The following is a 24,606-nucleotide window of genomic DNA, read 5'->3' as shown; positions in this document are numbered from 1 at the left end:
CAAAATCCGCCATCTTGGACATCCGAAGACGATCGAAGATTACGCGAGCTGCTCAAACTCTCCGCTAGGCTGCGTCATGAGCTTTCCATAAACCTCTGAAGAATCGCTGCTGATGGATAGCTTGACATAGAAGCAATACCATTTGCGAGCTCAACTGGATAGAGTGCCCCTTCAAACTTGTGACTCACAAGTGCGGGAAGCGTGGCGAGTATGCGATCGAGCCCAATTAGATCCCCGGCGAGAGGCCTATCGTCAGCCGGAAAGTAGTTTCCCGTCGGGACGTTCAGAACCATATAAGCACCCGGATCGACTTTGACGTAAAGTTTTTCTCCCCAGTTGGTCTTGAGACCGTAGGGGTTTGCCGCGGCAGGGGTTCGATAGACCTCCTTGTGCACATAGCCGTGCGGCAGGGGCGAGTAGGTCATCGGTTCACCGCGGCTATGTGGTGCTGCGAATCGAACGATTGAGCCAAGGTGATCGGCGAATGTTCCGGTCTTTTCCTGGCCAATAACATGAACAGGCCGACCAACATCTTTGGCGAACTGTAGGAATTCTCGGACGCTTGGAACCATTTTGGAATATTGACTCCGCAACGTCAGCGGTCCATCCTTAATGAAAAGCGTGTTTGAAACCAGCGCGCGATCGCTGTGGGCCCACATCAGCCGTATTGCGGTGAAGAGCATTAGATGCTCCATCACCAGCATATAAGAAGATGCTATCGATTCCGGCGCGCTATCCTCTCCCATCTCCATGTGGAAGCCCCAGATATCAGACAGGTAGACTTGGCCTCCGCACTGAGGGCAACTCCCGTCGTCACAGTCGTGCGCTAGGCCACCCAGAATGTCTACCCGACAATGGGGACACTGAAAGGCTGGAGAACTCGCTTGCCCCTCAGGTTCCCACTTTTTGTAGGCCAACCACTTCATGGTCTCATGAAAGCAGCCCCCTTGGTCAGCGCGAATAGAGTCGCGGACGATGTTACGAACCGCCTCGAAGTTCGTCCCCATGCTGGTTCGCACGTTTTTAAGCGGAAAAACTGTGGCATGTTGTACGCCTGAGTCTTTAAGAGCGTCACGCAAAAGCAGGGGATGTGGCAGGTCATTGTCGATAGCATCAAGCTTGACCCGATCAAGCATTAAGAGTGCCGTTTTGACGAAAGCAACTTCCCGTGGAGGCATCTGCTCAGAGCGGACAGGAACAAACGAACCGTCCACAGCCCAAATGTTCCTCAACGGCTCGATGCCAGTCGGGCTGAAGTTATGCCACTGCGTGTTTGAGGGGTCACCATCAACAGGTGTAGCTCCCTCGAAGTCATCGACCAGTGAGCGCACCCAAGGGCTCTCGATAACAGCCAAGTGGCCCAGCTTAGACGCCGACTCTCCAGGCAAGCGCGTTCCTTGTGCGTAGGGCATTGCCGAATCCCCTTTTTAACCCTGCACGGGCGTAGCCGAAGGTTGCGCTTCAAACTTGAAGGCCTGAGTCGGGATGATGAACCGATGAGACATAGTCAGCATCCGCATGTAGCCAGGCGTCTTCGCACGCAAAATGTCTTCCTCGGCGCCTGAATAGGCAATCTGCACGCGAGCCAAAGCTCTCACTTCGTCTTGGCTTGAAAGATGTCCAACGAAAAAATTCTCCGTTTGGGCCAGCAACTCCTTGTTGATCGTCGAAGGTGACTGTGTCGAATAGACCATGCCGATGTGAAACTTGGCTCCTTCTTTGGCAAAACGCGCGTAGACCCCTGTCAGGTCCTTACTTTCTGGCGGGAAAAGATTATGGGCTTCCTCGAAGTAGAGCTGTACGTAGTGATTACCGAGGGTGTTGGATACAAACTTCGTTTCTTGTGCTCGAAAGACTGCCGTTGAAAGCAAATTCGAAAAATACCTTCTAGTACTATCCGTCGCGTTGCCCAGATCGAGTATGACCGTTTTACCTTCGTCAAGAAGCTCGAGGATTTCGGTTTGAAAGTCGCCAGCATCTGGAGCGTGATACTGCTGGTAGGTCCGAAGTAACGATGGTCCCGACCCAGTGGCTGGATTGAGGAAGTCAAGCAAGGCTGCCATCTCTGCGTCGAAAACCGGACGACCATTGCTCCTCAATAGACTGTTGTCGGCGTCTTCCCTCCTCCACCTTGCCAACACCTCCAGCTCCGCCTGCAATTCGTCTAGGTTGGTGGGGTTGCCAGGAGGTTGCTCATTGGGACGCACTGAGGCATACGCAGCTGTACGAATTGGGTCTTTGTAGTGGCAGTCAAAGCCTTTGACATGTTGAGTTGCGCGCAGTCGCAGACCTCTGAGCCTACTCTCATCTACGCGAAATCCAGCCTTATTCAAGCAGGCCCAATAGGCCTGGATCTTGCGGACGGCCCTACTTCCATCACTTTGATCCATTGCGGCTATCTCACCAATTTCGGGTAGTTGAACTGCTGCAAATGCCCGGATGTAGTTAGATCGCTGATTATCTTGCTCTAGAAGAGAAGCAAGAACTTCTAAGCACGCAGCCGGCTGCTCATAAAAGTTCAATCGAAGCGGTCGCGATGGGGTTCCTGGGCGATCAGTCAGTGCATAGACTTGGCATCTTGCCTCGTTTGCAGAGCGAAGCGAACGATTGCCATCCTGCGGGTTGTCGTTGGCGTACTCGCCGTTGATATCAAAGATGAGTTGGCCGACTGAGCTATCCCCCTCGGTGGTGTCAAGCATCGCCTGAGAAAGCAGTTTGACTACGTTGGATTTGCCCAAGCGAGTCTTGCCAAACATAGCTGTTCGACACCCCTTGAAGTCCTTCATGGAGATCGAGACCTCTATGCCTGCTACAGCCCCGTGACTGAAAAGCCCACACTCCATCGTGCGTAGAGTGCCTATGGTTGCCTGCTGCTCGCGTTTGACCATACCGTTGACAATTAGTCCGAGCAGGGCCTCATCAGGAGCAAAGACCTTATAGCGATGTGCACTAACCACGTTATTGACATCACCGGAGAAATTTAGCTCAGACATGTTTTCCGGATTCGCGTAGAACATGCCAAGCACATCACAATCCAGAGCCCCCCATTGAAGCTCACTCTGGGTCCACACATCCAGCTCAGGCATGGACTTCTTATGCAACTCAAAGTAAGTCTGCTGCACTTGATTGGACAGCGGAGTGGGCGACACGCCAGTAACTCTGAGGAGCGTGAAGTGTGGTGGCGCAGGCTGGGCACCGCCGCTGGTGGCAGTCGGCGTCATGATGAGGAAAGAGCCTCGAGGAATCCCACCAACCGCGACCTTGTAAGGGTCGCTCGTAATGATCTTCGCAACTTCAAAGCCCAACTCCAATACATAGCCGACAAAGCGCATATCGCTAGTACGACGCGCCGCTTCCATCTGCTCTTCGCGTTCCATAAATGAACGAAGCGCATCGATAGGATTGCTTTGTGTTGCCGCAACGTTGATAAGACTGCCAAGATCAGGCATAGAACCTCCCTATATTTTCTAGACGTTGGCTCGGATGACGAGCTCCTCAAAGTAGCTTCTCCCAGCGTTGCCAGCCGAGATATGCGAGTATCGCGACACAACCCTTTGCTCAAAAATTTTGCTTTGGTAGAGTTCACGGACCGACTGATGATTCGCGTTAGTGCAGACCACCTTCACCCCACGCAAAGCCGCACGAGCTAGCGCTTGTGCTAAACGCACTTGGTCCGCCCAAGAAAACAGCACTTCGTTATATTTCCGGAATCCGTTGTAGTTATGCCGGACGGTGTAGGGCGGATCACAAAAGACAAAATCCCCACCCTTAGATCTGTCGATGAGCGACTCGAAATCACCGGCAACCAACTCCGCACCCGCAAGGACTTTGGACATTGACTCGAAGTTGTCAGACTCAATCACCACCTTGTCTTTGGAGCCCCTTGGAACATTGAACTGGCCTTGTTGGTTTACTCGGTAGATCCCGTTGAAGCATGTCCGGTTGAGATAGATAAGTCTCGATGCCCGCTGTACTAAATTGGTTGGCACCTTGGCACGAAGCCAATAGTAGTAATAGTCTGGATCCTCGCGATGCCGACGATGACGATAGTGCAAACTGGCGTCGAGCCCTTGCCAGTTGTCTTTAATTACGCGATACGCATCTACGAGTTCAGCGTTCACGTCGCCGAGCAGTGCAATCGTTGGCTTTAGGTAGAAATAGACAGCTCCAGCACCCAAGAACGGTTCTACGTATGTACCGTACTCTGTTGGTAGTAGCTCAGCGTGGTTGCAGACGAACCACCGCTTACCGCCCGGCCATTTAAGAAAAGGTACAAGAGCCAGATCTGACTCATTCGACGAGCGGGGCAATGACGACGCGGGCTCAGCAATTTGGCGAACCCGCTTCCCGACTACTTCCAACAAACCAGCAGCCTCGTTATTCATGTCCAAGCCCAAGCCAAATACACGCCTCATAGGCGGTCGAAAACCGGAGCTCTGATCGAATCGCTGAAAAACTCACATGAGTTACATGCGCTTCCCGCGAGACGCTTTTCAACGCCAGACTCGCCAAGTGCCTCTCCCTTCGATCTATCCTCATATTCAACTCGTCTGCATCATGTTACTGCACGAACCAACTTTCTGAATGTTGTGCCTACCGATTCATTTCGGCTGCTTGTTGGCTAAGTAGACTGCAACCTAGGTACGAATTGGGACCATCTGACCAGTACCGAGGGTCAGATACCGTCTTGCGAGGGGTGCCGAGGGTCAGATACCGTCTTGAATGTCAAGCTTTCCAACTAGGAATCGGGCGTCAAATGCCCGACCTGACTTGAGTACCCCGTAGATCATTCGAACCAGCTTGTGCATGCAGGCCAGGATGACGGCCTTGGGCCTGAGGCCTTCAGCGGCCAACCGGTCCCCAAAGGTCTTGAGCAATGGGTTGTGACGGCGGGCCACCATTGAAGGCATGAACAAAGCATGGCGCACGGCGGCATGCCCGCTTCTGGCGATCACGCTTCTTCCTCGCACCGACGTACCCGACTCTTTGAGCTTGGGCGTGACACCGACAAACGCTGCCAGGGCCTTGGCGTTCTTGAAGCGTTGCACGTCCCCCAAATAGGCCAGTACCTTGGCTGCCGTGATGCTGCCCATGCCGGGAATGCTGGCAATGAGTTCAGCGTCGCGCTTGAGATCAGGATGGCGGTCGATGTGGTCATCGATCTTGGATTCCAGCTCCGCAATGCTGCGCTTGAGCCAATCGATATGGCTGAGCAGTGACTCGCGCATGGCGTCTTGCTCACCCACGGCCTCCAGGCGGTTTCTCTCTTGCTGCAGCATGTCCTTGAGGGCCTGCAAGCGGTCGATCAAGGAGCGCAGCTCTCGCACTTCAACAGGTGCTGGCTGCCAGGCCTCGGGCTGCATGAGCAGTGCAAAGCGTGCGAGCAAGCTCGCGTCTGCTTTGTCGGTCTTGTTGCGTTGCATGGTGCCTTGGGCAAAGCCTTTGACTCGAGCAGGGTTGACCACGCTCACGCTCCAGCCCTGGTCGCACAGGTACGTCGCCACGCCTTCGCAGTAAGGGCCGGTGGCCTCCATGCAGACATGCAACTGGTCTGCGCTGCAGTCACGGTCGATCAACCATTGGTGAAGCTGCTCGAAGCCCTGGGGCGAGTTCTTGAACACGCGGGACTTCACTTTGCCCGAGGCGCTGCTGAGCAGCGCCACATCAAGCTTGGCTTTGGACACGTCGATTCCCAGCACATGAGAGACATGGGCGCCGGGGTGAAAGTGTTCGTCAGATTTGCCGTTCATCGCATCGGACCTTCCTCGTATGCGGGTATGCTGCCAGCAAAGCAACAAGGCATTGCCGGGCATCCCAAGTTACCGTTCCGTCTTGTTGAAACGAAGAAACGGCAGGGAGCACCTATCTGACCCACGGGCTTGGGGTTCACCACCCTCATGAAGGGAAGGCGAAGAACCCTGGCCCCAAGTCTTGCCAGCATCATCCCGACCGGCCAGCTCAACATCGGTTGTTTTAACCTCTATTGGGTCGACAGGGGGAAGATACGAGGTCTTGCCTTTTGCCCTCTCTGGCGCTGCTTCAGGCCTCGCCAACCCTCAACAAAACAGGAGAGCAACGGGCATCGGTACCAAGTCTGCCTGAAGGCACATTGAACTATCGGCGCCAGTCGATAGTCCGACTGGGAAGGCTGGCGACGCAATTCCATTGGACCTTTCGTCGCCCTCCTCTAAGGTCGATCCGGGAGGGGAAGACAAAGTCTCCTCCACTGGTTGTTTTCTACGAAGGAGCTATGTATGAGGCGTTGCGAATGGGCAAACTCCAACCCATTGGAGCTTGAACACCACGACTTGGAATGGGGCGTTCCCCTGCACGATGATCGGAAGCTTTTTGAGATGCTGATTCTGGAAGGGGCTCAGTCCGGCCTGAGCTGGGCAACCATTCTTCAGAAGCGTGCAGGTTATTCCAGGGCGTTTGATCAATTCGACGCAAAGAAGATCGCAAAATACTCACAGGCGAAGGTCGAGTCCCTGCTCAACGATTCGGGCATCGTCAGACACAGACTCAAGATCAACGCTGCGATCGAAAACGCCAAGCGTTTTCTGGAGGTCCAGGCTGAGTACGGAAGCTTCGACCACTACATCTGGTCGTTTGTGGACGGTAAAACGATCCAGAACGCCTGGAAAACATCGTCGGAAGTACCTTCGAGCTCACCGGAGTCGGAGAAGATGAGCAAGAGCCTCAAGAAGAAGGGCTTCAAATTTGTGGGGCCGACAACATGCTATGCGTTCATGCAAGCTGTCGGCATGGTCAATGACCACCTGGTTTCTTGCTTCAGGCACAAGGAAGTCAAAGCCCTGTGACCTGGCGCCCCCCACAACACGGCGGCAGGGCAAACCCACGCCTGGTCGTGAGCGCGAACAGTGCAACAGCACGCCACGACGGCGATGCTATCGGCGCACGGCGTTTTACGGGGGGCGGGCCCATTTGAGACCACTTCGGCAACCTGATCCAATCGGTGGCCAACAACCCTTGCAAACGGCGGCTCTGAATCAAGAGGTACCGATTCATTGCCAGCTGAGCGCTCGCCTTTCCGGGATCCCTCGCAGCTTCGCAAGGTCCTCGTATGAGCGTTTTGGAGAAGACGCTCGTGCGGCTGGAAATAACGAACGCGAACCGCTTAGGCGACACCAGGCCTGCGCGCTTCGGGCGCGCAAAAAATCATGCTTCGAAGAAGCCCGCCCCTGGGCGCCACGGAATATCCGTCGATCCATATTCGACGCCCATGGCGTGAAGAGCGCTGGTCACCTGGCTTCGATGGTGGGTTTGGTGGTTGAAGAGCTGTACGACCATGATCCAGCGCGGAATTGCGGGCAGGTCGGGCGCGTTCGGGTCGTTCTTGAACGTTTTTTCCTCCAGCCAAGCATCCGTCCATTTTCTGGCGCCGAGCGCCAGCGCATTGTCTTGGGCAAGCCTGACAGATTTCAGCTCCTCCCAGCTTGTCCAGGCGACATGGCCGGGCGGGTTCTGACTGGGCACCGCGCCATCCAGAAAAGTCAGGATCGCTCGATTGACCACGCAGATATGGTCCAACGTGTTGTGGATGGAGCCGAAGAACATCCCGCGGTCCCGCCCGCGCTCTTCCGACCCGATGTCTTCGCAACACTGGTAGATGCCGTCGTTTTGCCAGCGCGAGTACTTCGCCATTTCATCGACATAGCGGGTAGAGATCATGTTTTGCTCCCTTGTTCTTTGCTATTTGAACGCCGTTCGAACGGTGCGCATTCAGCGCGGCGCTTTACGGTGCACTACGCTGCTGTCCCAGCCAACACCGCGAAGGTCTCATACGCTATGGCTGCGATACACAGGTTTCCGACAAACCAGACCACCGTTCGCACATAGGGGACGTTGCAAAGGTAGAACCCGGCAAAGGCAATGCGCGCGCCGATGAAGGCCTTCGCTGCCAACACCGCGACGGCCGTTTCGGCGCCAAGGGTCAGGGCCGCGACGGTCACGGGCACAAACGCGATCATGCTTTCCGTATTGTTTGTGACCGTTCTTTCAAATCGCCGATCAAGGTCGCCCCGCACAGGCGTGACTGTGCGCCGCCCCGTGCCCCATGACACTCCGTGGCTCAACGCGATCTGGGTGCCATGACCGATCAAGAGGACCAGGTGCAAGAGGCCCGAGACCATCAAGATAACTGACATGCTCATCAACGCGTCCTTTCTTTTCTTTGACTTTTTTATCACGGCACCTTTGATGCAAGAATAGAAACACGCGGACAAAGAAGGTGCAAAAATGGACATACTCAACGGTCTGAACTGGTCTGATCTGCGCGTACTGTTGATGCTGCGCACCTGTGGCGGTGCGATCGCAGCTGGGCGTGCACTGGGGCTCAGCCATCAAACGGTGTCGCGGCGCATCACTGCACTAGAGCGTGCTTTAGGGCTGCGCCTGGTCAATCGGGAGCGCCATCCCTGGACCCTGACCGAGAAGGGAAAGGTCATCTGCGATCACGCGGACAAGATGAACGCTGTGGTGGGCGATATGGCCGCGTTTGCGCGCCGCGAGCATCCGGATGCCATCGACCGCATATCCATCGCCTGCAACCCCTGGGGGTTCGACCTGCTGGTTCTCCCGGCTTTGGCCACTGTTCGCCGCCGGTTTCCGGCTTTGTCGTTCGATTTGATCTCTGGCGACGACCCGGTGGACGTTCAAAGCGGCAAGGCGGATATGGCCCTGCGCTTTACGGAAGCACCGCCGGCGGATCTCTTGGGCCGAAGGCTTGGCGCCCTGTCCATGGGGGTCTTCGGTCATCCGGGCCTTATCGCCGCTTTGGATCGGGGCGCGTATGACACGCTTTGCCTCGTTCGTATGAAGGCGGATCGTCACGGGCAGATATGGCCGGTGGCCCCTGACAAGTTTCAATCGGTCGTTGTTGTCGATGATTTCTCGAACCTGGCAAGTGCCGTCAATCATGGGATAGGGGTAGCGGCTTTGCCAAGAGTGGTGGGTAGTCGTTTGGGTGGCGCGGTATGTAGCAAGACGACCCCACTGAGCGCGGCACGCTCTGTCTGGCTGCTGCGCAACCAGGACAGTCGCGGGTCGAAAGTGATCGCGGCAGTAGCCACGGATATCCGTGATCACGTGGGCAAGATCTTGAAGGCGATCTGAGGGTCGATTTCATTTCATTGGACCCGAGGCAAACATTCTTGTCACACATTGCCTCGCGCCAGTGTCTAACGAAGTAACAACACGACGAAAGGCGCAACCCCACCCATGAACGACATTCAGACAACGGACATCGAGGCTGCAAAGCAAGGCGACGCCAAAGCCCTTGAAACACTGGTGCGCGGCGTGCAGGGCCGGATATACAGGTTGGCGTTGCGCATGTTGGTCAACCCCGCTGCCGCGCAGGATGCCACACAGGAAATTCTCATTCGGATCGTGACGAAACTCTCGACTTTCCGAGAGGACAGCCGGTTTGAGACCTGGGTGTATCGGGTTGCGACAAACTACCTGCTGACCGCCCGCAAGATCATTGCCAATGATCCCGACCTCTCGTTTCAGGCTTTTGGCGAAGACTTGCTGGGTGGCTTGGTTGACGAGGCGCAGGCTTCACCAGAAGACCACATCATGCTCAACGAACTTCGGCTGCGCTGCACGATGGCTATGCTGCTCTGTCTCGATCCGCCGCATCGCGCAGCCTATGTTCTTGGCGAAATCATCGAGTTCGATCACGCCGAGGCGGCTGAGGCGCTCGACATATCCCCGGGGAGCTTTCGCAAGCGCCTGTCGCGCGCGCGTTCCATGGTGCAAGCTTTTACTGTCGAGTATTGCGGCCTGGCTGACACCAAAGCGCGCTGCACGTGCCGAAAGCGCCTGCCCGCGGCAGTGGCGATGGGGCGTGTCGGTACCGCGCCGTCTGCCGAGTTTGCGCAAGCGCCCACTTTTGCTGAAGTCGAAGCGCAGGCTTTGCACACGCAGGCAAGCCTGGTTGCGGCCAAACTGCAGCGGGCCACGGGCCCTTTGACGCCGCTGCACGACTACGCTGCCGAGGTTCTCGAGGTCGTGAACCCACCTGGCCAGAGCCTATACCACCCCAACCCAGCAACGGAGAAAAAATGAAACACGCAATAACGTGGCTGGTAGCGCTTGCCGTCACGTTCCCCATCATCTCAACCGCGCAAGGACAACACATGACACAGGACCAACAAGACGTACTCACCGCCATCGAAACCATGACAGCCGGATTTCAAGCCGGCGATATGACCAAGGTCATGCAAAGTTATGAACCGGAGGCTACCGTGGTTTTCGGGCCGGAGACTCCGGTCTCAGATGCAGTTCAGCTAAAGCGTATGTTCGCAGGAATGGCAGCGATGAGCCCTGAGTTCACCTACCCTGCCGGGCACGAAGTTGTCGTGAGTGGCGATATCGCGGTACATATCGCGCCGTGGAAGATGAAGGCTCATGGCCCTGACGGCCAGGCTGTCGAACAATCGGGACTTTCCATAGCGGTTCTGCGCAGGCAACCCGACGGGGGATGGAAGATGGTGATCGACAATCCGCACGGTGGACATCTACTGGCACAAGACAAATGATGCGATCAAGCCTAGCGGTCTCGCTCTCTGCCTCGTGCGAGTTGCCGAGGGTCAAGTCTTGTCTTTTGCCCCAATCATGCAAACTTTGGGCAAGTCTGAAACCGCGCTGGCATCTTCATGTAGCCGGGCGCTCAGCTTCCACCTTCAGCAGAGTCCGGCGTCGGCACCAACCTTCGCAACGAACGGATTTTTTGCCACACCACGGCCTGCGGCAAGGTCATGGACATGACCTGCATGCAACGTTCCAGCCAACCATGGCGGTCTTGAATGCGGGCAATGGCCTTGGCCAGGTCGCGTGCGACGGATGCGCCATAGGCTTGCTCTGCTTTGGCCAAGGCTTTGCGCAAGACGGGTAGCCTGAGGTTCATCATGGCCAGGTCGATGACGTCGCGGTTGAAGCTTCCGTCGTCGCCCAGGCGGTCGGCATTGGCCAGCAGCTTGCTGGCGGCCAGATCGACTGGCGTGAGGGTAGCGATACCGCAGACGTCATCGTCTTTGCCTGGCGCGTCGAATGCAATTCGCGCCTCCCGCACGATTTCGAATTTGATGTCCATATGGTCCATGCGCACGACGGTGCGCAGCCCGTATTGGTCTGCCCGGATGTCACGTGTTGTCTCGAGTGGCATGGCACCCGGCCGAACGATGGCCTGGATACCTTGTTGCCCGGTGAGCCGTTGGCGCAACTCCCGGTAGCCGTTGGTGTCGGAGACGAGAAAGTCGATATCGACAGACTCCCGGTATTCGCCGTACCGAAGGGCAATGCAGGTGCCACCACCAAACAGGCAGCCGTGCGCCTTGAGCAACTCGGCATCGAGTGCTTGCAAGACATGTGCAATGCGTTGGTGATGGGGGCGCTGGAACAAAACTTTCTCTTTTTCTTGTCTTCTTGTCTTCTTGGCTTCGCCAGGCACTAGCGCCGGGCAGGCGGCTCGCCCAGCCCTTCTCGCAAGGCAGCGAGCAAAGCCGCTTCATCGGGCGTCATGGCCGCGAGATCGAGGTGGCGTGCATTGCGCTCATAAATGTCCAGGGCTTCGCGGGGCTTGAGGCTTTCAGAGGCGTTGACCTGCCAGGCCAAGGCGCGCAGTTGCGGATAGTCCGCCAGGCGAATGCGCACGGGCATCCATTGATCAAGGCCCTGTTCTGTGCCTTCTGCACCATCCTCACCACCGCCTGCGGTGAAAGGTGGGTAGCGGTTGGCCCGCTTTCGCTCAAGCGCCGCTTCAGCGGGCAATGCATCCAACACCAGGTTGAGGACCGCTGCCACGCTCGCCCAAGCGCCAGCCGCGACACTGGGCTCGCCCTTTTCAATGCGATGCAAGGTCACGCGCGAGATCCCGGCGGCCTCTGCGGTGGCGGTGCTGCTGACCTTCATCGCTTTGCGCCGCGCGCGTATTTGCTCACCCAGAAGCTTCAGTTGCTGGGCGGCTTTGTCGGTAGGCGTTGGGATTTTTGCAGACATTTGATTCTCATTATGAACATTTGGCCATTAATGTCAATAATGAGAAACACTTTTACTGGCGACAGATCGGCAATGTTGACGGGTAGGTGCGACCTTTAAGCCGAAAGGGTGCCGGGCGGTTGGCGAAGGGCCTGGGTGCCAAAGCTATCTGTTCGCACGTCTGTTTGCACAATAGGGGCCCGACAACCGAACAACCCACGCCATGCGCCTCACCAAAGCCCTGCTGCTCCTCGTCTCCCACATCGCCTTTGCTGCCGTTGGATTTGCCGGTGGCATTTATGCGCTGCCCATACTGACTGCACCGCCCTCGCCCACTGCGAGCGAGGTGAACACCGTGATGGCGCAAGCGCAGTTCAAAGCCAAGTTTGACCGCAACAGGAAAGACAGTGACGCGCTGCATTGGGGTGAAGGCACGGTGTCGGTCGGGCCTGGCGCGATTGCGCTGATGGGCGAAATAGCGCCGGGGCCGAACTACAAGCTCTACCTCTCGCCCGAGTTTGTGGAGACCGAGGCCGATTTCAAACGCCTGAAAGCGCAAAGCGTGATGGTGCAGGTGGGCGATGTGCAAACGTTCAAGAACTTTGTGGTACCGGTGCCAGCGGGGATTGACCCAGCGAAGTACGCCACCGTGATTGTTTGGTGCGAGAGCTTTGAAGAGTTCATCACCTCGGCGCGGTATCAGCCGTAGACGTACAGCGGAGCCAAGGAACCGGTCAGACGAGCTGGACGAGTTGGACGAACTGAACACCGGTACGTGTCATTGCGTGTCAGGCGTTGCAGCGTATTTCGGCTCCATTGGCACTTCGATTCAGGCTATAACTCCGTAAGGCAAGCGCAGGGACGCGCGTACGCGTGGTTCTGTTTTTCTTGTCTAGTTTTGATTTGTCATGTCTTGTTTTGTTTTGTCTTGGCCGCACCGACACACACCCGCATCAGGAGCCGACCGCCATGAATTCAGCTTTCCCTCTTGATCTCGACCTGGACAACAGCCTTGTGCTGGACGGGAGCTGCGAGTTTTCAGTGAACGCTGACCGTGTGGTGGTGCGTGTGGGGGCCATCCGGAACCTGCGCGGCATTGAAAACCTCAGCGGCTCTCTGGCGGTGGAGCTGTGGGCGCTGCACCATCCACTGGACCGAGTGGAGCCAGAGGGGCAGCCGGGTGCCAAACGCGTGGCGGCCACCACCATTGGCGAAATCAGTGGCCAGCACTTCGTGCCTGATTGCCGCTACGACCTGCTGTTCGAGCAGCCATTGCCGGGCGCGTGGCAGATGTCGCTGCTGCTCAGGGAGTGGAACGGCCACGGCTACACCACGCGCAGTGTTGTGTATTTCCCGGTGCCTTTTCAGGTGGACGTGGGTTTGCCCGAGACCAAAGCGACAGAAGCGGACACCAAGGCGAAGGTAGAAGCAAAGGCAAAGCCCGGTGTTCCGCCCACAGTGCCTGCCGCCAAAGCCTCAAGCCCCGCCGAATCCGCCGAACTCGCTGAAAGCGCAGCGAAGACAGCTGGCAAGAAGAGCAAGGCAAGCGTTGTGCCGGGCGCTCCGGTGAATCTCAACACCGCGACTGTGGATGAGATTGCATCCCTCAAAGGCGTTTCACCCAAGCTGGCCAAGGAAATCGTGGCCACCCGCCCCCACAAGGACATCAAGCGTCTGGTGGAAGTGAAGGGGATTGGCGAGAAGCTGCTCAGAGCCATTCGTCCGCTGATCACGCTGGACTGAGCCGATCCGGCGCTGCGGCTGGCTGACTGCTCCACCAGTCTTCCCCTGCGCACGAAGGCGCCCCCACCCAACTCAGGCGTTCATGGCCATTGCATATGAGGGTTCGTCTCGGTCCTGCGCCAGCGCAGTATCGCGCTGCGCCTGCTCCACCGCGGCCAGGCGTTCCACGTCATTCAAGCCACGCATGGATTCCTCGACCGTGGTGTTGGCTGCCGTTTGGGCTGGGATACTTTCGGTCTTCAGACCATAGCCATCGTCTTGGCAAATGAGGATGTTGCCGTCACGCACTGTCAGATGGTCAATTCCAGTCATGCCCCCCTCGCCCGCGCGGCATGCCAGCGCAGCCACCGAGTTCTCCATGCCCTGATCCCAGGGCAGACCATTTGCTTCGCAGAACTGGCGAACGTGTCTCTCGGCGTCCGTCAACAGGGTCTGCGCCAAGGGCGACAAGTCACTGGCATGGGTATTGGCTGAGGCGTGCTGGACGCCCTGCGCACCTGGTGCTTGCAGCTCTGGCTCCAGTGCAGCGAACTTGGTAGAAACCACTTGGGGTGTGGGCAGGTTCGGGCCAATGACATCATTGGGTGAGAGGCCGTGTTCGCCCACGCGGACGCGATCACTCCACTCCAGGTTTCCACTGCCGTCCATCACAACGCTCTTGCCCTGCGTCACGGCTTCGCGAACAAGCGCAGCCAGCTCACTGGGTGAGGCATCTGGGTGCTGAGCGCCGATCTCGATTCCCACCGAGTTGTTGTACAGGTCCATTGCTTCGCGATTGGCAATGTTGCCCGGCAACCCCTCGTGCGCGGTGGTGAATGCCCGTGCCCACTCGGGGCCGTATTCCTGGCTCAGACGAGCGCTCCAGTAGGTGTGGCGAAACGCGTCGCGGTGTCCGTCGTTGCCTTGCCACTCCCACTCGCGGTCTGCAGGCACGCCCGCGGGCACGGTGTTGTCGGGATACTCCGATTCGGCCTGCCGAAAGGCTTCCTTGGAAATACCTTCAAATTCGCGCAGGCCCAGCAAGCCCCGATCGAAGGTCAACTGATCCAGCAGCTGCGCTTCCGTCTTCGTGACGCTCACCTCGTAGTCTTCAGTGAAAGGCAAATCCACTGCCCCGAAGACCCGTGGCCGGTATTGGACCACCTCGTCGGCCGGCACCTGGTACTCCGTGCGAACCGTGCTCAGGTCGGGGCGCGCGGATGCCGGTGCGCCAGTTGTTTCTTGCGTTTCGTCTGCCATGGTCTTCTGATGCCTCCCTCTTGGTCAATCTGCTCAACCCGCCCTTTCGACGAGCGCAGTTCAGAATTGCCCCAGTGCCGCCGACTTGACCACATCGGCCTCGTAGCGGATCTCGTAAAACTGCTCGTCAGGCCCCATGGCCAGGCCCAGGCGGTACTTGTCTGCGCCAGACGCCGCATCGCTTGAGTCCGGCTCGCCAAGCAATGCAATGACTTCCGAACGTTTCATGCCCACCTGAACAGCCGACTGAAGCGCCGAGACCATTTGCACGCGCTTGTTGTCCACAGGGCTCACGCCGCGCTGTGCTTTCCAGGCAGCGGAATCGAATGCGGATGGTGTTGGTTGTTCCTGTTGTTGTTGCATGTTGCACGCCGAGAGCACGAATGAAAAAGAAAGCGAGACCAGGCCGAGCGCGATCAGGTGGCGAGACCGCTGGAGCCAGCCCCCACCAGTGGTGACGTGTGAGCAAGTATGGATAGGCATATGGATGGTCGATCTGCACCCCGACGCTTCATCATGGCCAGGGCGCAGGTGAATACGGAAAAGCGTCAGTTTAGATGATTTCGTACTACACCGCGGTCGACACCTACCTCATTCGTGTATCGGAGAGAAACAGCGTCAACGTGCGGCCACGTCCCGCGCCCGAGACCCGGGATTCCCCCACTGCTTCCCATTGAAGCGGCTCGCAAAATGGTTTCAACATGCCAGTCGCCCCACGAGCCAACCCCGAAGCTTTTTTCCCGCCTGCGCAATGGCGGGCCTTGAGCGAGCGTTCGCGCTGGCGCGGACTGTGGCTGGTGGCGCATTGCTGGGGGGTGATCGGCATCACCATGGCAGTGGGCGCCACCTGGCCGGTGCTGATTCCACTGTGCGTGATGGTCATCGGTACGCGGCAGCTGGGCTTGTTCATTCTGATGCACGATGCCGCCCATGCGCTGCTGCACCCGAACCGCAAGGTCAACGATTGGGTGGGCCGCTGGCTGTGTTCGTATGCGCTCGATGTCTACCGCCCGTATCACCTCAAGCACCACCGTTTTGTGCAGCAGCCGGAGGACCCGGATCTGGTGCTGTCCAAACCGTTCCCGATCACACGGGCCTCGCTCAAGCGAAAGCTGTGGCGCGACCTGTCTGGCCAGACATTTTTCAAGCAGCGGGTGCTGCCTTCGGTGGCGGAGCTCAAGCGCTGGGTGTTGAGCTGGCGCTCCGATTCACCGGCCAGGCATGACAACGCAGACGCCAGGGTCAACGCGCAAGGCCACCTCAAGGAACAGGAAGTGGCACCGAGCAGCCTGCGCTTCTGGGTGGGCAATGCCATCGGGATGGCCGCCTTCACAGCGGCGGGCTGGGGCTGGGTGTGGTGGGCGATGTGGGCCCTGCCCATGGTGTGCTGGCTGCCGCTGGTCACGCGCATTCGCAACATCGCCGAGCACGCCATGGTGGGCGCACCGCAGCCGGACCCGTTGCGTCAGGCACGCACCACACACGCCAACTGGCTGGAGCGCGCCTTCCTGGCGCCCTATTGGGTGAACTTTCACCTTGAGCACCACTTGTTCACCAGTCTGCCTTGCTGGCAACTGCCGAAGGCACATGCGCTGCTGCAGGCCAACGGCACGGCCGAGCGCATGGAGGTGCAGCCAGGCTATCGGCGGGTGCTGGTGTTGGCGACGGGGGGTGGTGCGGCGGCCTCGCACACGTAATCACAATTCATTATTCTGCTCCGGGCATTTGGTATGCTCGATGGTTTTGGGAGCGGATAGTGAAAAAACTACTCACAGGGGTTGTGGTCGTTGTGGCCGGCGCGTTGCTGATCTTGCCCAAGGTCATCGGTTCGCGTGGGGCCAAGGCCTATGACGAAGCGATCCGGCAGCAGGTGGCAGCCACCTTGCCAGGCGCGGTGGTGGAGACAGAAAAGCTGGACGAAGGCTGGTTCAGCTCGGAGGGAAGGCACCACATCAGGATCAGCGAGGAGGTGCTGAGCGAGCGGATGCCTCACGTACCCAACGATGGGCCGGGCACTGCGACCGATGGAGAGGTGGACCTGATCATCAACTCCAAAATTCACCATGGCCCCATCGCCTTCTCGGCGCTGGGTTCGCGCGGCGGCTCTTTCCTGCCCCTGGCAGCGGTGAGCGAGTCCACTTTTGAGCTCAAGTCTGGCCAGGACACCGTCGAGATTCCCGGCACCCTCTTCTCGCAAGTGGGCCTGGGCGGTGGCAGCGGCAAGGCCATCTATGTGGTCGACAAATTCCAGAAGGACATCAAGGGCACGCTGCTGGGGCTGCATGCCGTGGACATCGAGTTCGACATCGACGATGACGGCAACGCCGTCAAGGCCCAGGGCGAAATGGGCACCTTGAGCCTCAAGGGTGCCAAGGGCGACTCGGTGCAGTTCAAGGACGCCCGGATCGAGGCCGACATGAACAAGGCGCATGGCCTCTGGTTTGGCACCAGCGGCATGGACATGGAGCAACTCAGCATCACGGGGCCACAGGGCCAGCAGTTCTCCTTCAAGGATATGTCTTTCAGGGCCGACGTTGACGGCAACGACACCGCGTTCACGGCGGCCCAGGTGGTCAAGGTGAGCGAAGTCACCGGGCCGGATGTGGCGCTGGAAGACTTCGTGCTCGAATACACGTTCGAGAACGTGGACACGCAAGCCGTGCTGCGCATCCAGAAGACAAACACTGAAGATCCGGCAGCCGTACCGGAAGCCATGCTCAACGAGTTCAAGGCGATTGTCGAGCGCTCTCCCAAGTTCAACATCAATGAGCTCAGCTTCAAGATGCCGGAAGGCAAAGTGGCTGCCGACCTGCATTTCGGCCTGCCCGAGCAGGTGGACATGAACGCATTCCCGTATTCGCTGATGCAGCAGCTGCAGGGCAACGGCACAGTGCGCATTGCCGAAGGCGTCATGCCCAGGCTTGAGAAGCTGAGCTCTGGCATGAGCGCCCAGCTGGAGCAGCAAGGCTTTCTGGCCAAGAATGGCAGTGACTATGTGGCCGAGCTGAAGCTGCAGAACGGCCAGTTCACCGTGAACGACAAACCGCTGCGGTGAGACATGCTGCGCCAGCGACTGATCGCGTTCTGATGAGCATTCAATTGACAGGAATTGAATTGGTCTGAACGAAGCTGGCAACACAAAGGGCCGACTCGACAGGAGTCGGCCTTTTTTTTGTTTGGCATTTTTGTTTGAGCCATCACCCGGGCATGCAAGACATGGCGTGAGAAGTGTTGTCTGCGGTTCCGGGCGTTCATACCTCTGAGGTATTTTGGCAGGCCCCAACAGTATTGGACACACTTTTGCAGAGCCGGGATGATTTGCACCGTGCCAGTGTTGTCTGGCGATGCGGCGCCCGATGCCGCAGACAAACCCCATACCAAAGGAGACAAAAAAGATGGCAATTTGCGGCGTGATGCGACCTGGCCACTGCCAGCTGCGCGTGCTGGACCTGGAAGAGTCCGAGAAGTTCTACACCAATGTGATGGGGCTGCAGGCCATGGGGCGAGATGCCTCGGGCCGTTCCTACTTCAAGGCACTGGACGAATTTGATCACCACAGCGTGGTGCTGCGCCAGGCCGACCGTGCGGGCATGGACTTCTATGGCTTCAAGGTGCGCGACGCCAAGACGCTGGACCAGCTCGAAGCCGACCTCAAGGCCTATGGTGTGAGCACCGAGCGCATTCCGGCGGGCGAGCTGCTGGAAACCGGCGAGCGCGTGCGTTTCAAGGCACCTACGGGCCATACCTTCGAGCTCTATGCCGAAAAGACCAAGGTGGGCAACGGCCTGGGCAACCTGAACCCGGAAGCCATCATCGACGGCCGCAAAGGCATCTCGCCTGTGCGTCTGGACCACTGGCAGATCCACGGCAGCGATCTGGATGGCAGCCGCGATTTGTTCATCAATGTGCTGGGCTTCTCGCTGGTGGAGCGCATCTTGATGGAAGACGGCAAGACCGACATGGCCGTGTGGCTCTCCTGCTCGAACAAGGCGCACGACATTGCCTTCGTGCGCGACGAGCGCGACGACACCTTGCACCATGCCTCCTACTATCTGGAGACCTGGGAGCAGGTGCTCAAGGCGGCAGACATCCTCACCATTCACCGCGCGTCGCTCGACATCGGCCCGCTGCGCCATGGCATCACGCGCGGCACCACCATCTACGCCTTCGACCCATCGGGCAACCGATTCGAAACCTTCTGCGGCGGCTACGACTACTACCCGGACATGGACACGGTGGTCTGGACCTGGGACGAAATCGGACGCGGCATCTTCTATCACACCCGTGAACTCAACGAACGATTCCTCACGGTGGTGACCTGATCTCCCGCCCCCTCTCGCGCGCGTGACCGAGTGACCGCGTGCGAGAGAAGGCAAAAGCAAAGCAAAGCAAAAGAAAAGGAAAGCATTTCAATGGCCAACCTCGACGCGCTGGGCGATGCGCTCTACCAGGCACTGCGCAACAACCAGCCGCTGGACCCGCTGACGGACCAGCACCCTGACCTGAGCATCGAGCAGGCGTACCAGATTCAGGCGCGCCTGATGATGCGGCGTCAGCAAGACGGTGAACGCATCATCGGCAAGAAGATTGGCGTGACCTCTCGCGCCGTGATGAACATGCTCGGCGTGCACCAACCAGACTTCGGCTACCTGACCGATGCCATGGTGGTCAACCAGGGTGAGTCCATTGATGCCAGCCGCATGATCCAGCCCAAGGCGGAAGGGGAGATTGCCTTCCTGCTCAAGCGCGACCTGGCCGGCCCGGGTGTGGGAGTGGCCGACGTTCTGGCCGCGACCGAATGCGTGATGCCGTGTTTTGAGATTGTGGATTCACGCATTCGCGACTGGAGGATCAAGATCGCTGACACCGTGGCCGACAACGCTTCGTGCGGCTTGTTTGTGCTCGGAGGCCAGGCGGTCAGCCCCATGGACATTGACCTGCAAACCTGCGGCATGGTGCTGGAAAAGAACGGCGAAGTGCTTTACACCGGCGCAGGTGCTGCTGCGCTGGGCTCTCCGCTGAATGCAGTGGCCTGGCTGGCCAACACACTGGGCTCGCTGGGCGGTGGCCTCAAGGCTGGAGAAGTGGTGCTCTCGGGTGCGCTGGCCGCCATGGCCCCTGCTGCCAAGGGCGACAGTTTCCGGGTGAGCATTGGCGGGCTGGGCGATTGCTCGGTTCGCTTTCACTGATTGCCTGGAGACCGATCACCCATGGATCTTCAGATTTCAGGACGCCGCGCCGTCGTCACCGGCTCCACAGCCGGCATTGGATTTGCCACTGCACAACGCCTGCTGCAAGAAGGCGCGCACGTCACCATTTGCGGCCATCATGCCGAGCGCTTGCGCACTGCAGAGGAAGCGCTGGTCGCGCAAGGTGGTGCAGACAAGGTCTCGGCCGTGCTGGCTGACCTGGGCACGGCAGAAGGTTGTGCCGCATTGGCGGAAGCCAACGCCCAGGCCGACATTCTGGTCAACAACCTGGGCATTTACGAGCCCGGTGAGTTCGACGACACAGAAGACGCCGTGTGGCAGCGTTTCTTTGATGTGAACGTGATGAGCGGCGTTCGCCTTTCACGCCAGGCGCTCTCGGCCATGAAGAGTCGCGGCTTTGGCCGCATTGTTTTCATCTCCAGCGAATCGGCACTCAACCCGCCGACGGAGATGCTGCACTACGGCATGACCAAGACGGCGCAGTTGTCTGTGTCGCGCGGCCTGGCCGAGCTGACCACGGGAACGGGCGTGACGGTCAATGCGGTGTTGCCGGGCCCGACACGCACCGACGGATCGGTGGCGTTTCTCAACCGGCTGGCCAACGAGCAGCAAATCACGGTGGCAGAGGTGGAGCGCCGCTACTTTGCCGACGACCGGCCTTCATCGCTGCTGCGACGCTTCATCGAGCCGGCCGAAGTGGCCGCCACGGTTGCCTTTCTGTGCAGCCCGTTCGCTGCGGCCACCAATGGCGCTGCCGTGCGCGTGGATGGCGGTGTGGTTCGCTCGATTGCCTGACGCTGCCGAACCCGCTGAACCTCATCCGACCTGATCTGACCTGATCTGATCTGATCTGAACCGAATATGACCACACTTGATTCCAACATCCTCGATGCGCTCGCTGAACGGCTGGAGACTTGCCAGCTTGAAGCCAAGGACACCGAGAAGATCACCAACGACCACCCGGACATGGACTGGGACGATGCCTATGCGATTCAGGAGCGCATCCTCAAGCGCAAACTCGGCCGTGGCCGACGGCTGGCCGGGCTAAAGGCTGGCCTGACCTCATTTGCCAAGATGAAGCAAATGGACGTGGAGTCGCCCGTGTTCGGTTTCATGACGGACGACTACATCGTCCCCGACGGTGGCGAGTGCGACACGCGTTCGCTCATTCATCCCAAAGTGGAGCCCGAGATAGCGTTCGTGACCAGGAAGTCGCTGAGCGGACCGGGCTGCCACATCGGCACCGTGCTCGAAGCCACCGACTTTGTGATTCCCGGCATCGAGGTGATTGACAGCCGCTACCGCGATTTCAAGTTCGACCTCAAGAGCGTGATCGCCGACAACACCTCGGCTTCGCGTTTCGTCATCGGCGGCACGCCGACGCGCCTGGACGGACTGGACCTGCGCACGGTGGGCATCGTGATGGAAAAGAACGGCGAGCCCGTTTCCTTCGGCGCGGGCGCTGCCGTGCTGGGCCACCCTGCCACCGCGATTGCGATGCTGGCCAACCACCTGGGCGCAAGGGGCCAGGCCATTCCGGCCGGCACCCTGATCCTCTCCGGCGGCATCACAGAAGCCGTGCCCGTCCAGGCGGGCGACAACGTCACCTTGCGCGTGCAGGGCATGGGCAGCACCAGTCTCCGTTTCGTCTGAGCACATCACTCCATTCAACCCAGGCCAGCACAGCCCCATAGACACAACATTCAAGGAGTCAATCAAACATGCCATTCGCACAGATTTACATGATGGAAGGCCGCACGGAAGAACAAAAGCGCGCCGTGATTGAGAAGGTCAGCACCGCTCTGGTGGAAGCCACTGGTGCGCCGCAAGAGGCGATCCGCGTCTGGATTGACGAGGTGCCCAAAACCAACTGGGGCATTGCGGGGAAGACGGCGAAAGACTTGGGGCGCTGAAAGCGCCACCCCCCGCGCCACTGCGCGGCCCCCCCTCTTTGGTCCGCCTTCGGCGGGAGGGGGGCGGCACCGTTGGACCGGCGAAGCCGGATCTTCGGTGCCCTGGAGGTTGGGCGCTTCTTCGCCGGTTGCGCTGACTGCCACTTGTATGCGTTTTCCTCGCCTTACCTTCAATTCATTCCTTCTCGACATCATCGTTCAAGAGTTCATCGCATCATGAGTGACAAGAAAATCAAATGCGCATTGATCGGGCCGGGCAACATCGGCACCGACTTGCTGGCCAAACTCAAGCGCAGCCCCGTGCTGGAGCCGGTGTGGATGGTGGGCATCGACCCGCAGTCCGACGGCCTCAAGCGCGCCAAGGAAATGGGGATCAAGACCACCGCCGACGGTGTGGACGGTCTGGTGCCCCACATGAAGGCCGACGGCGTGCAGATTGTCTTTGACGCCACCAGCGCCTACGTGCACGCCGAGAACAGCCGCAAGGTCATCGAGCAAGGCGCGATGATGATCGACCTCACGCCCGCGGCCATCGGCCCCTACTGCGTGCCGCCCGTGAACCTGAAACAGCTCATGAGCGAGCCGGCGCAGGGCCGCTCCCAAGGCGGCTCAGCCCCCTCGGGGGGCAGCGCACCTCGCGCAGCGGGGGAGCGTGGGGGCCAGGCTTTCAACGTCAATATGGTGACGTGCGGAGGTCAGGCCACGATTCCGATGGTGGCTGCGATTTCTCGCGTGCAACCTGTGGCCTACGGCGAGATTGTGGCCACGGTGTCCAGCCGATCGGTTGGCCCCGGCACCCGCAAGAACATCGACGAGTTCACCCGCACCACTGCCGGTGCTGTGGAGAAAGTCGGCGGCGCCAAGGAAGGCAAAGCGATCATCATCATCAACCCTGCCGATCCACCACTGATCATGCGCGACACCGTGCACTGCCTGGTGGACGAGTCTGCTGGCAAGCCCAATGAGGCGGCCATCACCAAGAGCATCCACGACATGATCGCCGAGGTGCAGAAGTACGTGCCGGGCTACAAGCTGGTCAACGGCCCTGTGTTTGATGGTCAGCGTGTGTCTGTCTTCCTGGAAGTGGAAGGCCTGGGCGACTACCTGCCCAAGTACGCCGGCAACCTGGACATCATGACCGCCGCCGCTGCCAGAACAGCCGAAATGTTCGCTGAAGAAATCCTCGCTGGAACGATAAAGCTGTGAGGATGAAACACCCCCTGCGCCGCTTCGCGTCTTCCCCCTCTCTTTCTCGCCTTCGGCGGGAGGGGGACGCTCCCTTGGACCGGCAAAGCCGGTTCCACGGCTGCCACGCATTGGCGCTTCTTCAGTCCACCGTTCTTTCGACATTGAGCAGGACTGAGTTCAGACACTGGAGAAATGAATCATGAGCATTGAAGGCAAGAAAATCACTTTGCATGACATGACGCTGCGCGATGGCATGCACCCCAAGCGTCATCTGATGACCCTGGACCAGATGAAGAGCATTGCCAGCGGCCTGGACGCTGCCGGCGTGCCGCTGATCGAAGTGACCCACGGCGATGGGCTGGGTGGGTCTTCGGTCAACTACGGCTTCCCGGCCCACACCGATGAGGAATACCTCTCGGCCGTGATCCCGCTGATGAAGCAGGCCAAGGTGTCTGCGCTGCTGTTGCCCGGCATTGGCACCGTTGACCACCTCAAGATGGCCCACGGTCTGGGCGTGAACACCATTCGCGTCGCCACCCACTGCACCGAGGCCGATGTGTCGGAGCAGCACATCACCATGGCCCGCAAGCTGGAGATGGACACCGTTGGCTTTTTGATGATGGCCCACATGGCCAGTGCCGAGAAGCTGGTGGAGCAAGCCCTGCTGATGGAGAGCTACGGCGCCAACTGCATCTACGTGACGGACTCGGCTGGCTACCTGCTGCCAGAAGGCGTGAAAGAGCGCCTGGCCGCTGTGCGCGCGGCTCTCAAGCCGGAGACGGAGCTGGGCTTTCACGGCCATCACAACCTGGCCATGGGTGTGGCCAACAGCATTGCCGCCATCGAGTGTGGCGCCACCCGCATCGACGCGGCAGCCGCTGGCCTGGGCGCTGGCGCGGGCAACACGCCGATGGAAGTGCTGGTGGCGGTGCTCGACCGCATGAACGTCATCACCGGTGTGGACGTCTGGAAGATCCAGGACGTGGCCGAAGACCTGGTCTTCCCGATCATGGACTTCCCCATTCGCATTGATCGCGATGCGCTCACGCTGGGTTATGCCGGTGTGTACGGCTCCTTCCTGCTGTTCGCCAAGCGCGCAGCGGCCAAGTACAAGCTCTCGGCCCGCGACATCCTGGTCGAGCTCGGCCGCAAGAAGATGGTCGGTGGCCAGGAAGACATGATCGAAGACACCGCCATGACGATGGCCAAAGAGCGCGATGCCCTGCTGGAGCGTCGTGCCGCTTGAAGCGATAGCTGCGGCAATGACATAGAAACAGCAGCAGAACACCACTGCTGCCGGGAGGGAGGGGTCC

25 protein-coding genes are annotated in these 24,606 nt (G+C 59.0%); 15 read left to right on the top strand and 10 right to left on the bottom strand.

All coding sequences use genetic code 11. From position 1 onward, the window contains the following. Positions 1-74 precede the first annotated feature (74 nt). The 4 genes from ABWV89_RS13080 to ABWV89_RS13065 all read right to left on the bottom strand — a co-directional run bounded on the left by ABWV89_RS13080 (position 75) and on the right by ABWV89_RS13065 (position 5,750). Positions 75-1,412: a hypothetical protein gene (locus ABWV89_RS13080; RefSeq protein WP_353397360.1), complete on the bottom strand. Its 1,338-nt coding sequence runs from the start codon at positions 1,410-1,412 to the stop codon at positions 75-77. Between the two features lie 15 nt (positions 1,413-1,427). Further along, the gene (locus ABWV89_RS13075; protein ID WP_353397358.1) at positions 1,428-3,449 is read right to left on the bottom strand and encodes an ATP-binding protein; all 2,022 of its coding nucleotides are present in this window, start codon (positions 3,447-3,449) and stop codon (positions 1,428-1,430) included. An 18-nt stretch (positions 3,450-3,467) separates the two neighbouring features. After that, a complete protein-coding gene (locus ABWV89_RS13070; RefSeq protein WP_353397356.1) occupies positions 3,468-4,385 on the bottom strand; it encodes a DNA adenine methylase in 918 nt (305 codons plus the stop codon). A 321-nt stretch (positions 4,386-4,706) separates the two neighbouring features. Beyond that, positions 4,707-5,750, bottom strand: a complete 1,044-nt coding sequence (locus ABWV89_RS13065; protein WP_353397354.1) for an IS110 family RNA-guided transposase — start codon at positions 5,748-5,750, stop codon at positions 4,707-4,709. A gap of 504 nt (positions 5,751-6,254) precedes the next feature. Between ABWV89_RS13065 and ABWV89_RS13060 the strand changes: the two genes are divergently transcribed. After that, positions 6,255-6,821, top strand: a complete 567-nt coding sequence (locus tag ABWV89_RS13060) for a DNA-3-methyladenine glycosylase I (RefSeq protein ID WP_353397352.1) — start codon at positions 6,255-6,257, stop codon at positions 6,819-6,821. Between the two features lie 358 nt (positions 6,822-7,179). Here the strand turns inward: ABWV89_RS13060 and ABWV89_RS13055 are convergent, their stop codons facing one another. Together ABWV89_RS13055 and ABWV89_RS13050 are read right to left on the bottom strand one after the other, a co-directional pair. Beyond that, positions 7,180-7,692, bottom strand: a complete 513-nt coding sequence (locus ABWV89_RS13055; protein ID WP_353397350.1) for a DinB family protein — start codon at positions 7,690-7,692, stop codon at positions 7,180-7,182. A gap of 74 nt (positions 7,693-7,766) precedes the next feature. Further along, complete coding sequence (locus ABWV89_RS13050; protein ID WP_353397348.1) at positions 7,767-8,267, bottom strand: MAPEG family protein; 501 nt, start codon at positions 8,265-8,267, stop codon at positions 7,767-7,769. Here ABWV89_RS13050 and ABWV89_RS13045 point away from each other — a divergent pair. The 3 genes from ABWV89_RS13045 (at position 8,260) to ABWV89_RS13035 (ending at position 10,562) form a co-directional block, all read left to right on the top strand. Next, positions 8,260-9,135, top strand: coding sequence for a LysR family transcriptional regulator (locus tag ABWV89_RS13045; RefSeq protein ID WP_353397346.1), 876 nt, complete (start codon positions 8,260-8,262; stop codon positions 9,133-9,135). The two genes, ABWV89_RS13050 and ABWV89_RS13045, sit on opposite strands and share 8 nt — an antisense overlap. A gap of 105 nt (positions 9,136-9,240) precedes the next feature. Further along, positions 9,241-10,089 carry an RNA polymerase sigma factor gene (locus tag ABWV89_RS13040; RefSeq protein ID WP_353397344.1) on the top strand — a complete coding sequence of 283 codons (849 nt, stop codon included), beginning with the start codon at positions 9,241-9,243 and terminating at the stop codon, positions 10,087-10,089. Further along, positions 10,086-10,562, top strand: coding sequence for a YybH family protein (locus ABWV89_RS13035; protein WP_353397342.1), 477 nt, complete (start codon positions 10,086-10,088; stop codon positions 10,560-10,562). The genes ABWV89_RS13040 and ABWV89_RS13035 overlap by 4 nt, the downstream gene beginning before the upstream one ends. 131 nt (positions 10,563-10,693) lie before the next feature. On the opposite strand, the gene ABWV89_RS13030 is transcribed toward ABWV89_RS13035, so the two are convergent. Next, on the bottom strand, positions 10,694-11,425 hold the full coding sequence (locus ABWV89_RS13030; RefSeq protein WP_353397340.1) for a nucleotidyl transferase AbiEii/AbiGii toxin family protein: 732 nt from the start codon (positions 11,423-11,425) through the stop codon (positions 10,694-10,696). A 47-nt stretch (positions 11,426-11,472) separates the two neighbouring features. Beyond that, positions 11,473-12,021 (bottom strand): helix-turn-helix domain-containing protein, encoded by a 549-nt coding sequence (locus tag ABWV89_RS13025; RefSeq protein ID WP_353397338.1) that lies wholly within the window; start codon positions 12,019-12,021, stop codon positions 11,473-11,475. 202 nt (positions 12,022-12,223) lie between these two features. Between ABWV89_RS13025 and ABWV89_RS13020 the strand changes: the two genes are divergently transcribed. Both ABWV89_RS13020 and ABWV89_RS13015 read left to right on the top strand, forming a co-directional pair. Further along, positions 12,224-12,709, top strand: a complete 486-nt coding sequence (locus ABWV89_RS13020) for a DM13 domain-containing protein (protein ID WP_353397337.1) — start codon at positions 12,224-12,226, stop codon at positions 12,707-12,709. Positions 12,710-12,969: 260 nt separating this feature from the next. Continuing rightward, positions 12,970-13,743 (top strand): helix-hairpin-helix domain-containing protein, encoded by a 774-nt coding sequence (locus ABWV89_RS13015; RefSeq protein WP_353397335.1) that lies wholly within the window; start codon positions 12,970-12,972, stop codon positions 13,741-13,743. Between the two features lie 72 nt (positions 13,744-13,815). Here ABWV89_RS13015 and ABWV89_RS13010 read toward each other — a convergent pair whose 3' ends face one another. Continuing rightward, entirely contained in the window at positions 13,816-14,982 is a 1,167-nt protein-coding gene (locus ABWV89_RS13010) for a DUF6973 domain-containing protein (RefSeq protein WP_353397333.1), read from the bottom strand. 60 nt (positions 14,983-15,042) lie between these two features. Continuing rightward, a complete protein-coding gene (locus ABWV89_RS13005; RefSeq protein ID WP_353397331.1) occupies positions 15,043-15,345 on the bottom strand; it encodes a hypothetical protein in 303 nt (100 codons plus the stop codon). Positions 15,346-15,683: 338 nt separating this feature from the next. Between ABWV89_RS13005 and ABWV89_RS13000 the strand changes: the two genes are divergently transcribed. The 9 genes from ABWV89_RS13000 (at position 15,684) to dmpG (ending at position 24,539) form a co-directional block, all read left to right on the top strand. Beyond that, positions 15,684-16,679 (top strand): fatty acid desaturase family protein, encoded by a 996-nt coding sequence (locus tag ABWV89_RS13000; protein ID WP_353397329.1) that lies wholly within the window; start codon positions 15,684-15,686, stop codon positions 16,677-16,679. Between the two features lie 59 nt (positions 16,680-16,738). Next, complete coding sequence (locus ABWV89_RS12995; RefSeq protein WP_353397328.1) at positions 16,739-18,037, top strand: DUF945 family protein; 1,299 nt, start codon at positions 16,739-16,741, stop codon at positions 18,035-18,037. Between the two features lie 340 nt (positions 18,038-18,377). After that, a complete protein-coding gene (locus ABWV89_RS12990; protein ID WP_353397326.1) occupies positions 18,378-19,304 on the top strand; it encodes a catechol 2,3-dioxygenase in 927 nt (308 codons plus the stop codon). A gap of 90 nt (positions 19,305-19,394) precedes the next feature. Beyond that, positions 19,395-20,171, top strand: a complete 777-nt coding sequence (gene dmpE, locus ABWV89_RS12985; RefSeq protein WP_353397324.1) for a 2-oxopent-4-enoate hydratase — start codon at positions 19,395-19,397, stop codon at positions 20,169-20,171. A gap of 21 nt (positions 20,172-20,192) precedes the next feature. Next, positions 20,193-20,987 (top strand): SDR family NAD(P)-dependent oxidoreductase, encoded by a 795-nt coding sequence (locus tag ABWV89_RS12980; RefSeq protein WP_353397322.1) that lies wholly within the window; start codon positions 20,193-20,195, stop codon positions 20,985-20,987. Positions 20,988-21,053: 66 nt separating this feature from the next. Then, positions 21,054-21,845: a 2-oxo-3-hexenedioate decarboxylase gene (dmpH, locus tag ABWV89_RS12975; protein ID WP_353397320.1), complete on the top strand. Its 792-nt coding sequence runs from the start codon at positions 21,054-21,056 to the stop codon at positions 21,843-21,845. Between the two features lie 68 nt (positions 21,846-21,913). Continuing rightward, entirely contained in the window at positions 21,914-22,105 is a 192-nt protein-coding gene (gene thmT / locus ABWV89_RS12970) for a 2-hydroxymuconate tautomerase (RefSeq protein ID WP_353397318.1), read from the top strand. Positions 22,106-22,321: 216 nt separating this feature from the next. Continuing rightward, positions 22,322-23,311, top strand: coding sequence for an acetaldehyde dehydrogenase (acetylating) (locus ABWV89_RS12965; RefSeq protein ID WP_353397316.1), 990 nt, complete (start codon positions 22,322-22,324; stop codon positions 23,309-23,311). A 181-nt stretch (positions 23,312-23,492) separates the two neighbouring features. Beyond that, on the top strand, positions 23,493-24,539 hold the full coding sequence (dmpG, locus tag ABWV89_RS12960; RefSeq protein ID WP_353397315.1) for a 4-hydroxy-2-oxovalerate aldolase: 1,047 nt from the start codon (positions 23,493-23,495) through the stop codon (positions 24,537-24,539). Positions 24,540-24,606: the final 67 nt, after the last annotated feature.

Origin of the sequence: Hydrogenophaga sp. 5NK40-0174, assembly GCF_040372165.1 — a bacterium.
Classification (GTDB): domain Bacteria; phylum Pseudomonadota; class Gammaproteobacteria; order Burkholderiales; family Burkholderiaceae_C; genus Hydrogenophaga.
Note: the sequence above shows the minus strand (reverse complement) of the source record. Positions and strands in the feature narration are given on the sequence as shown.

Coding starts and splice junctions, on each gene's coding strand:
- ABWV89_RS13080 (WP_353397360.1), bottom strand. CDS start 1,412: ATGCCCTACGCACAAGGAACGCGCTTGCCTGGAGAGTCGGCGTCTAAG.
- ABWV89_RS13075 (WP_353397358.1), bottom strand. CDS start 3,449: ATGCCTGATCTTGGCAGTCTTATCAACGTTGCGGCAACACAAAGCAAT.
- ABWV89_RS13070 (WP_353397356.1), bottom strand. CDS start 4,385: ATGAATAACGAGGCTGCTGGTTTGTTGGAAGTAGTCGGGAAGCGGGTT.
- ABWV89_RS13065 (WP_353397354.1), bottom strand. CDS start 5,750: ATGAACGGCAAATCTGACGAACACTTTCACCCCGGCGCCCATGTCTCT.
- ABWV89_RS13060 (WP_353397352.1), top strand. CDS start 6,255: ATGAGGCGTTGCGAATGGGCAAACTCCAACCCATTGGAGCTTGAACAC.
- ABWV89_RS13055 (WP_353397350.1), bottom strand. CDS start 7,692: ATGATCTCTACCCGCTATGTCGATGAAATGGCGAAGTACTCGCGCTGG.
- ABWV89_RS13045 (WP_353397346.1), top strand. CDS start 8,260: ATGGACATACTCAACGGTCTGAACTGGTCTGATCTGCGCGTACTGTTG.
- ABWV89_RS13050 (WP_353397348.1), bottom strand. CDS start 8,267: ATGTCCATTTTTGCACCTTCTTTGTCCGCGTGTTTCTATTCTTGCATC.
- ABWV89_RS13040 (WP_353397344.1), top strand. CDS start 9,241: ATGAACGACATTCAGACAACGGACATCGAGGCTGCAAAGCAAGGCGAC.
- ABWV89_RS13035 (WP_353397342.1), top strand. CDS start 10,086: ATGAAACACGCAATAACGTGGCTGGTAGCGCTTGCCGTCACGTTCCCC.
- ABWV89_RS13025 (WP_353397338.1), bottom strand. CDS start 12,021: ATGTCTGCAAAAATCCCAACGCCTACCGACAAAGCCGCCCAGCAACTG.
- ABWV89_RS13020 (WP_353397337.1), top strand. CDS start 12,224: ATGCGCCTCACCAAAGCCCTGCTGCTCCTCGTCTCCCACATCGCCTTT.
- ABWV89_RS13015 (WP_353397335.1), top strand. CDS start 12,970: ATGAATTCAGCTTTCCCTCTTGATCTCGACCTGGACAACAGCCTTGTG.
- ABWV89_RS13010 (WP_353397333.1), bottom strand. CDS start 14,982: ATGGCAGACGAAACGCAAGAAACAACTGGCGCACCGGCATCCGCGCGC.
- ABWV89_RS13005 (WP_353397331.1), bottom strand. CDS start 15,345: ATGCAACAACAACAGGAACAACCAACACCATCCGCATTCGATTCCGCT.
- ABWV89_RS13000 (WP_353397329.1), top strand. CDS start 15,684: ATGCCAGTCGCCCCACGAGCCAACCCCGAAGCTTTTTTCCCGCCTGCG.
- ABWV89_RS12990 (WP_353397326.1), top strand. CDS start 18,378: ATGGCAATTTGCGGCGTGATGCGACCTGGCCACTGCCAGCTGCGCGTG.
- dmpE (WP_353397324.1), top strand. CDS start 19,395: ATGGCCAACCTCGACGCGCTGGGCGATGCGCTCTACCAGGCACTGCGC.
- ABWV89_RS12980 (WP_353397322.1), top strand. CDS start 20,193: ATGGATCTTCAGATTTCAGGACGCCGCGCCGTCGTCACCGGCTCCACA.
- dmpH (WP_353397320.1), top strand. CDS start 21,054: ATGACCACACTTGATTCCAACATCCTCGATGCGCTCGCTGAACGGCTG.
- thmT (WP_353397318.1), top strand. CDS start 21,914: ATGCCATTCGCACAGATTTACATGATGGAAGGCCGCACGGAAGAACAA.
- ABWV89_RS12965 (WP_353397316.1), top strand. CDS start 22,322: ATGAGTGACAAGAAAATCAAATGCGCATTGATCGGGCCGGGCAACATC.
- dmpG (WP_353397315.1), top strand. CDS start 23,493: ATGAGCATTGAAGGCAAGAAAATCACTTTGCATGACATGACGCTGCGC.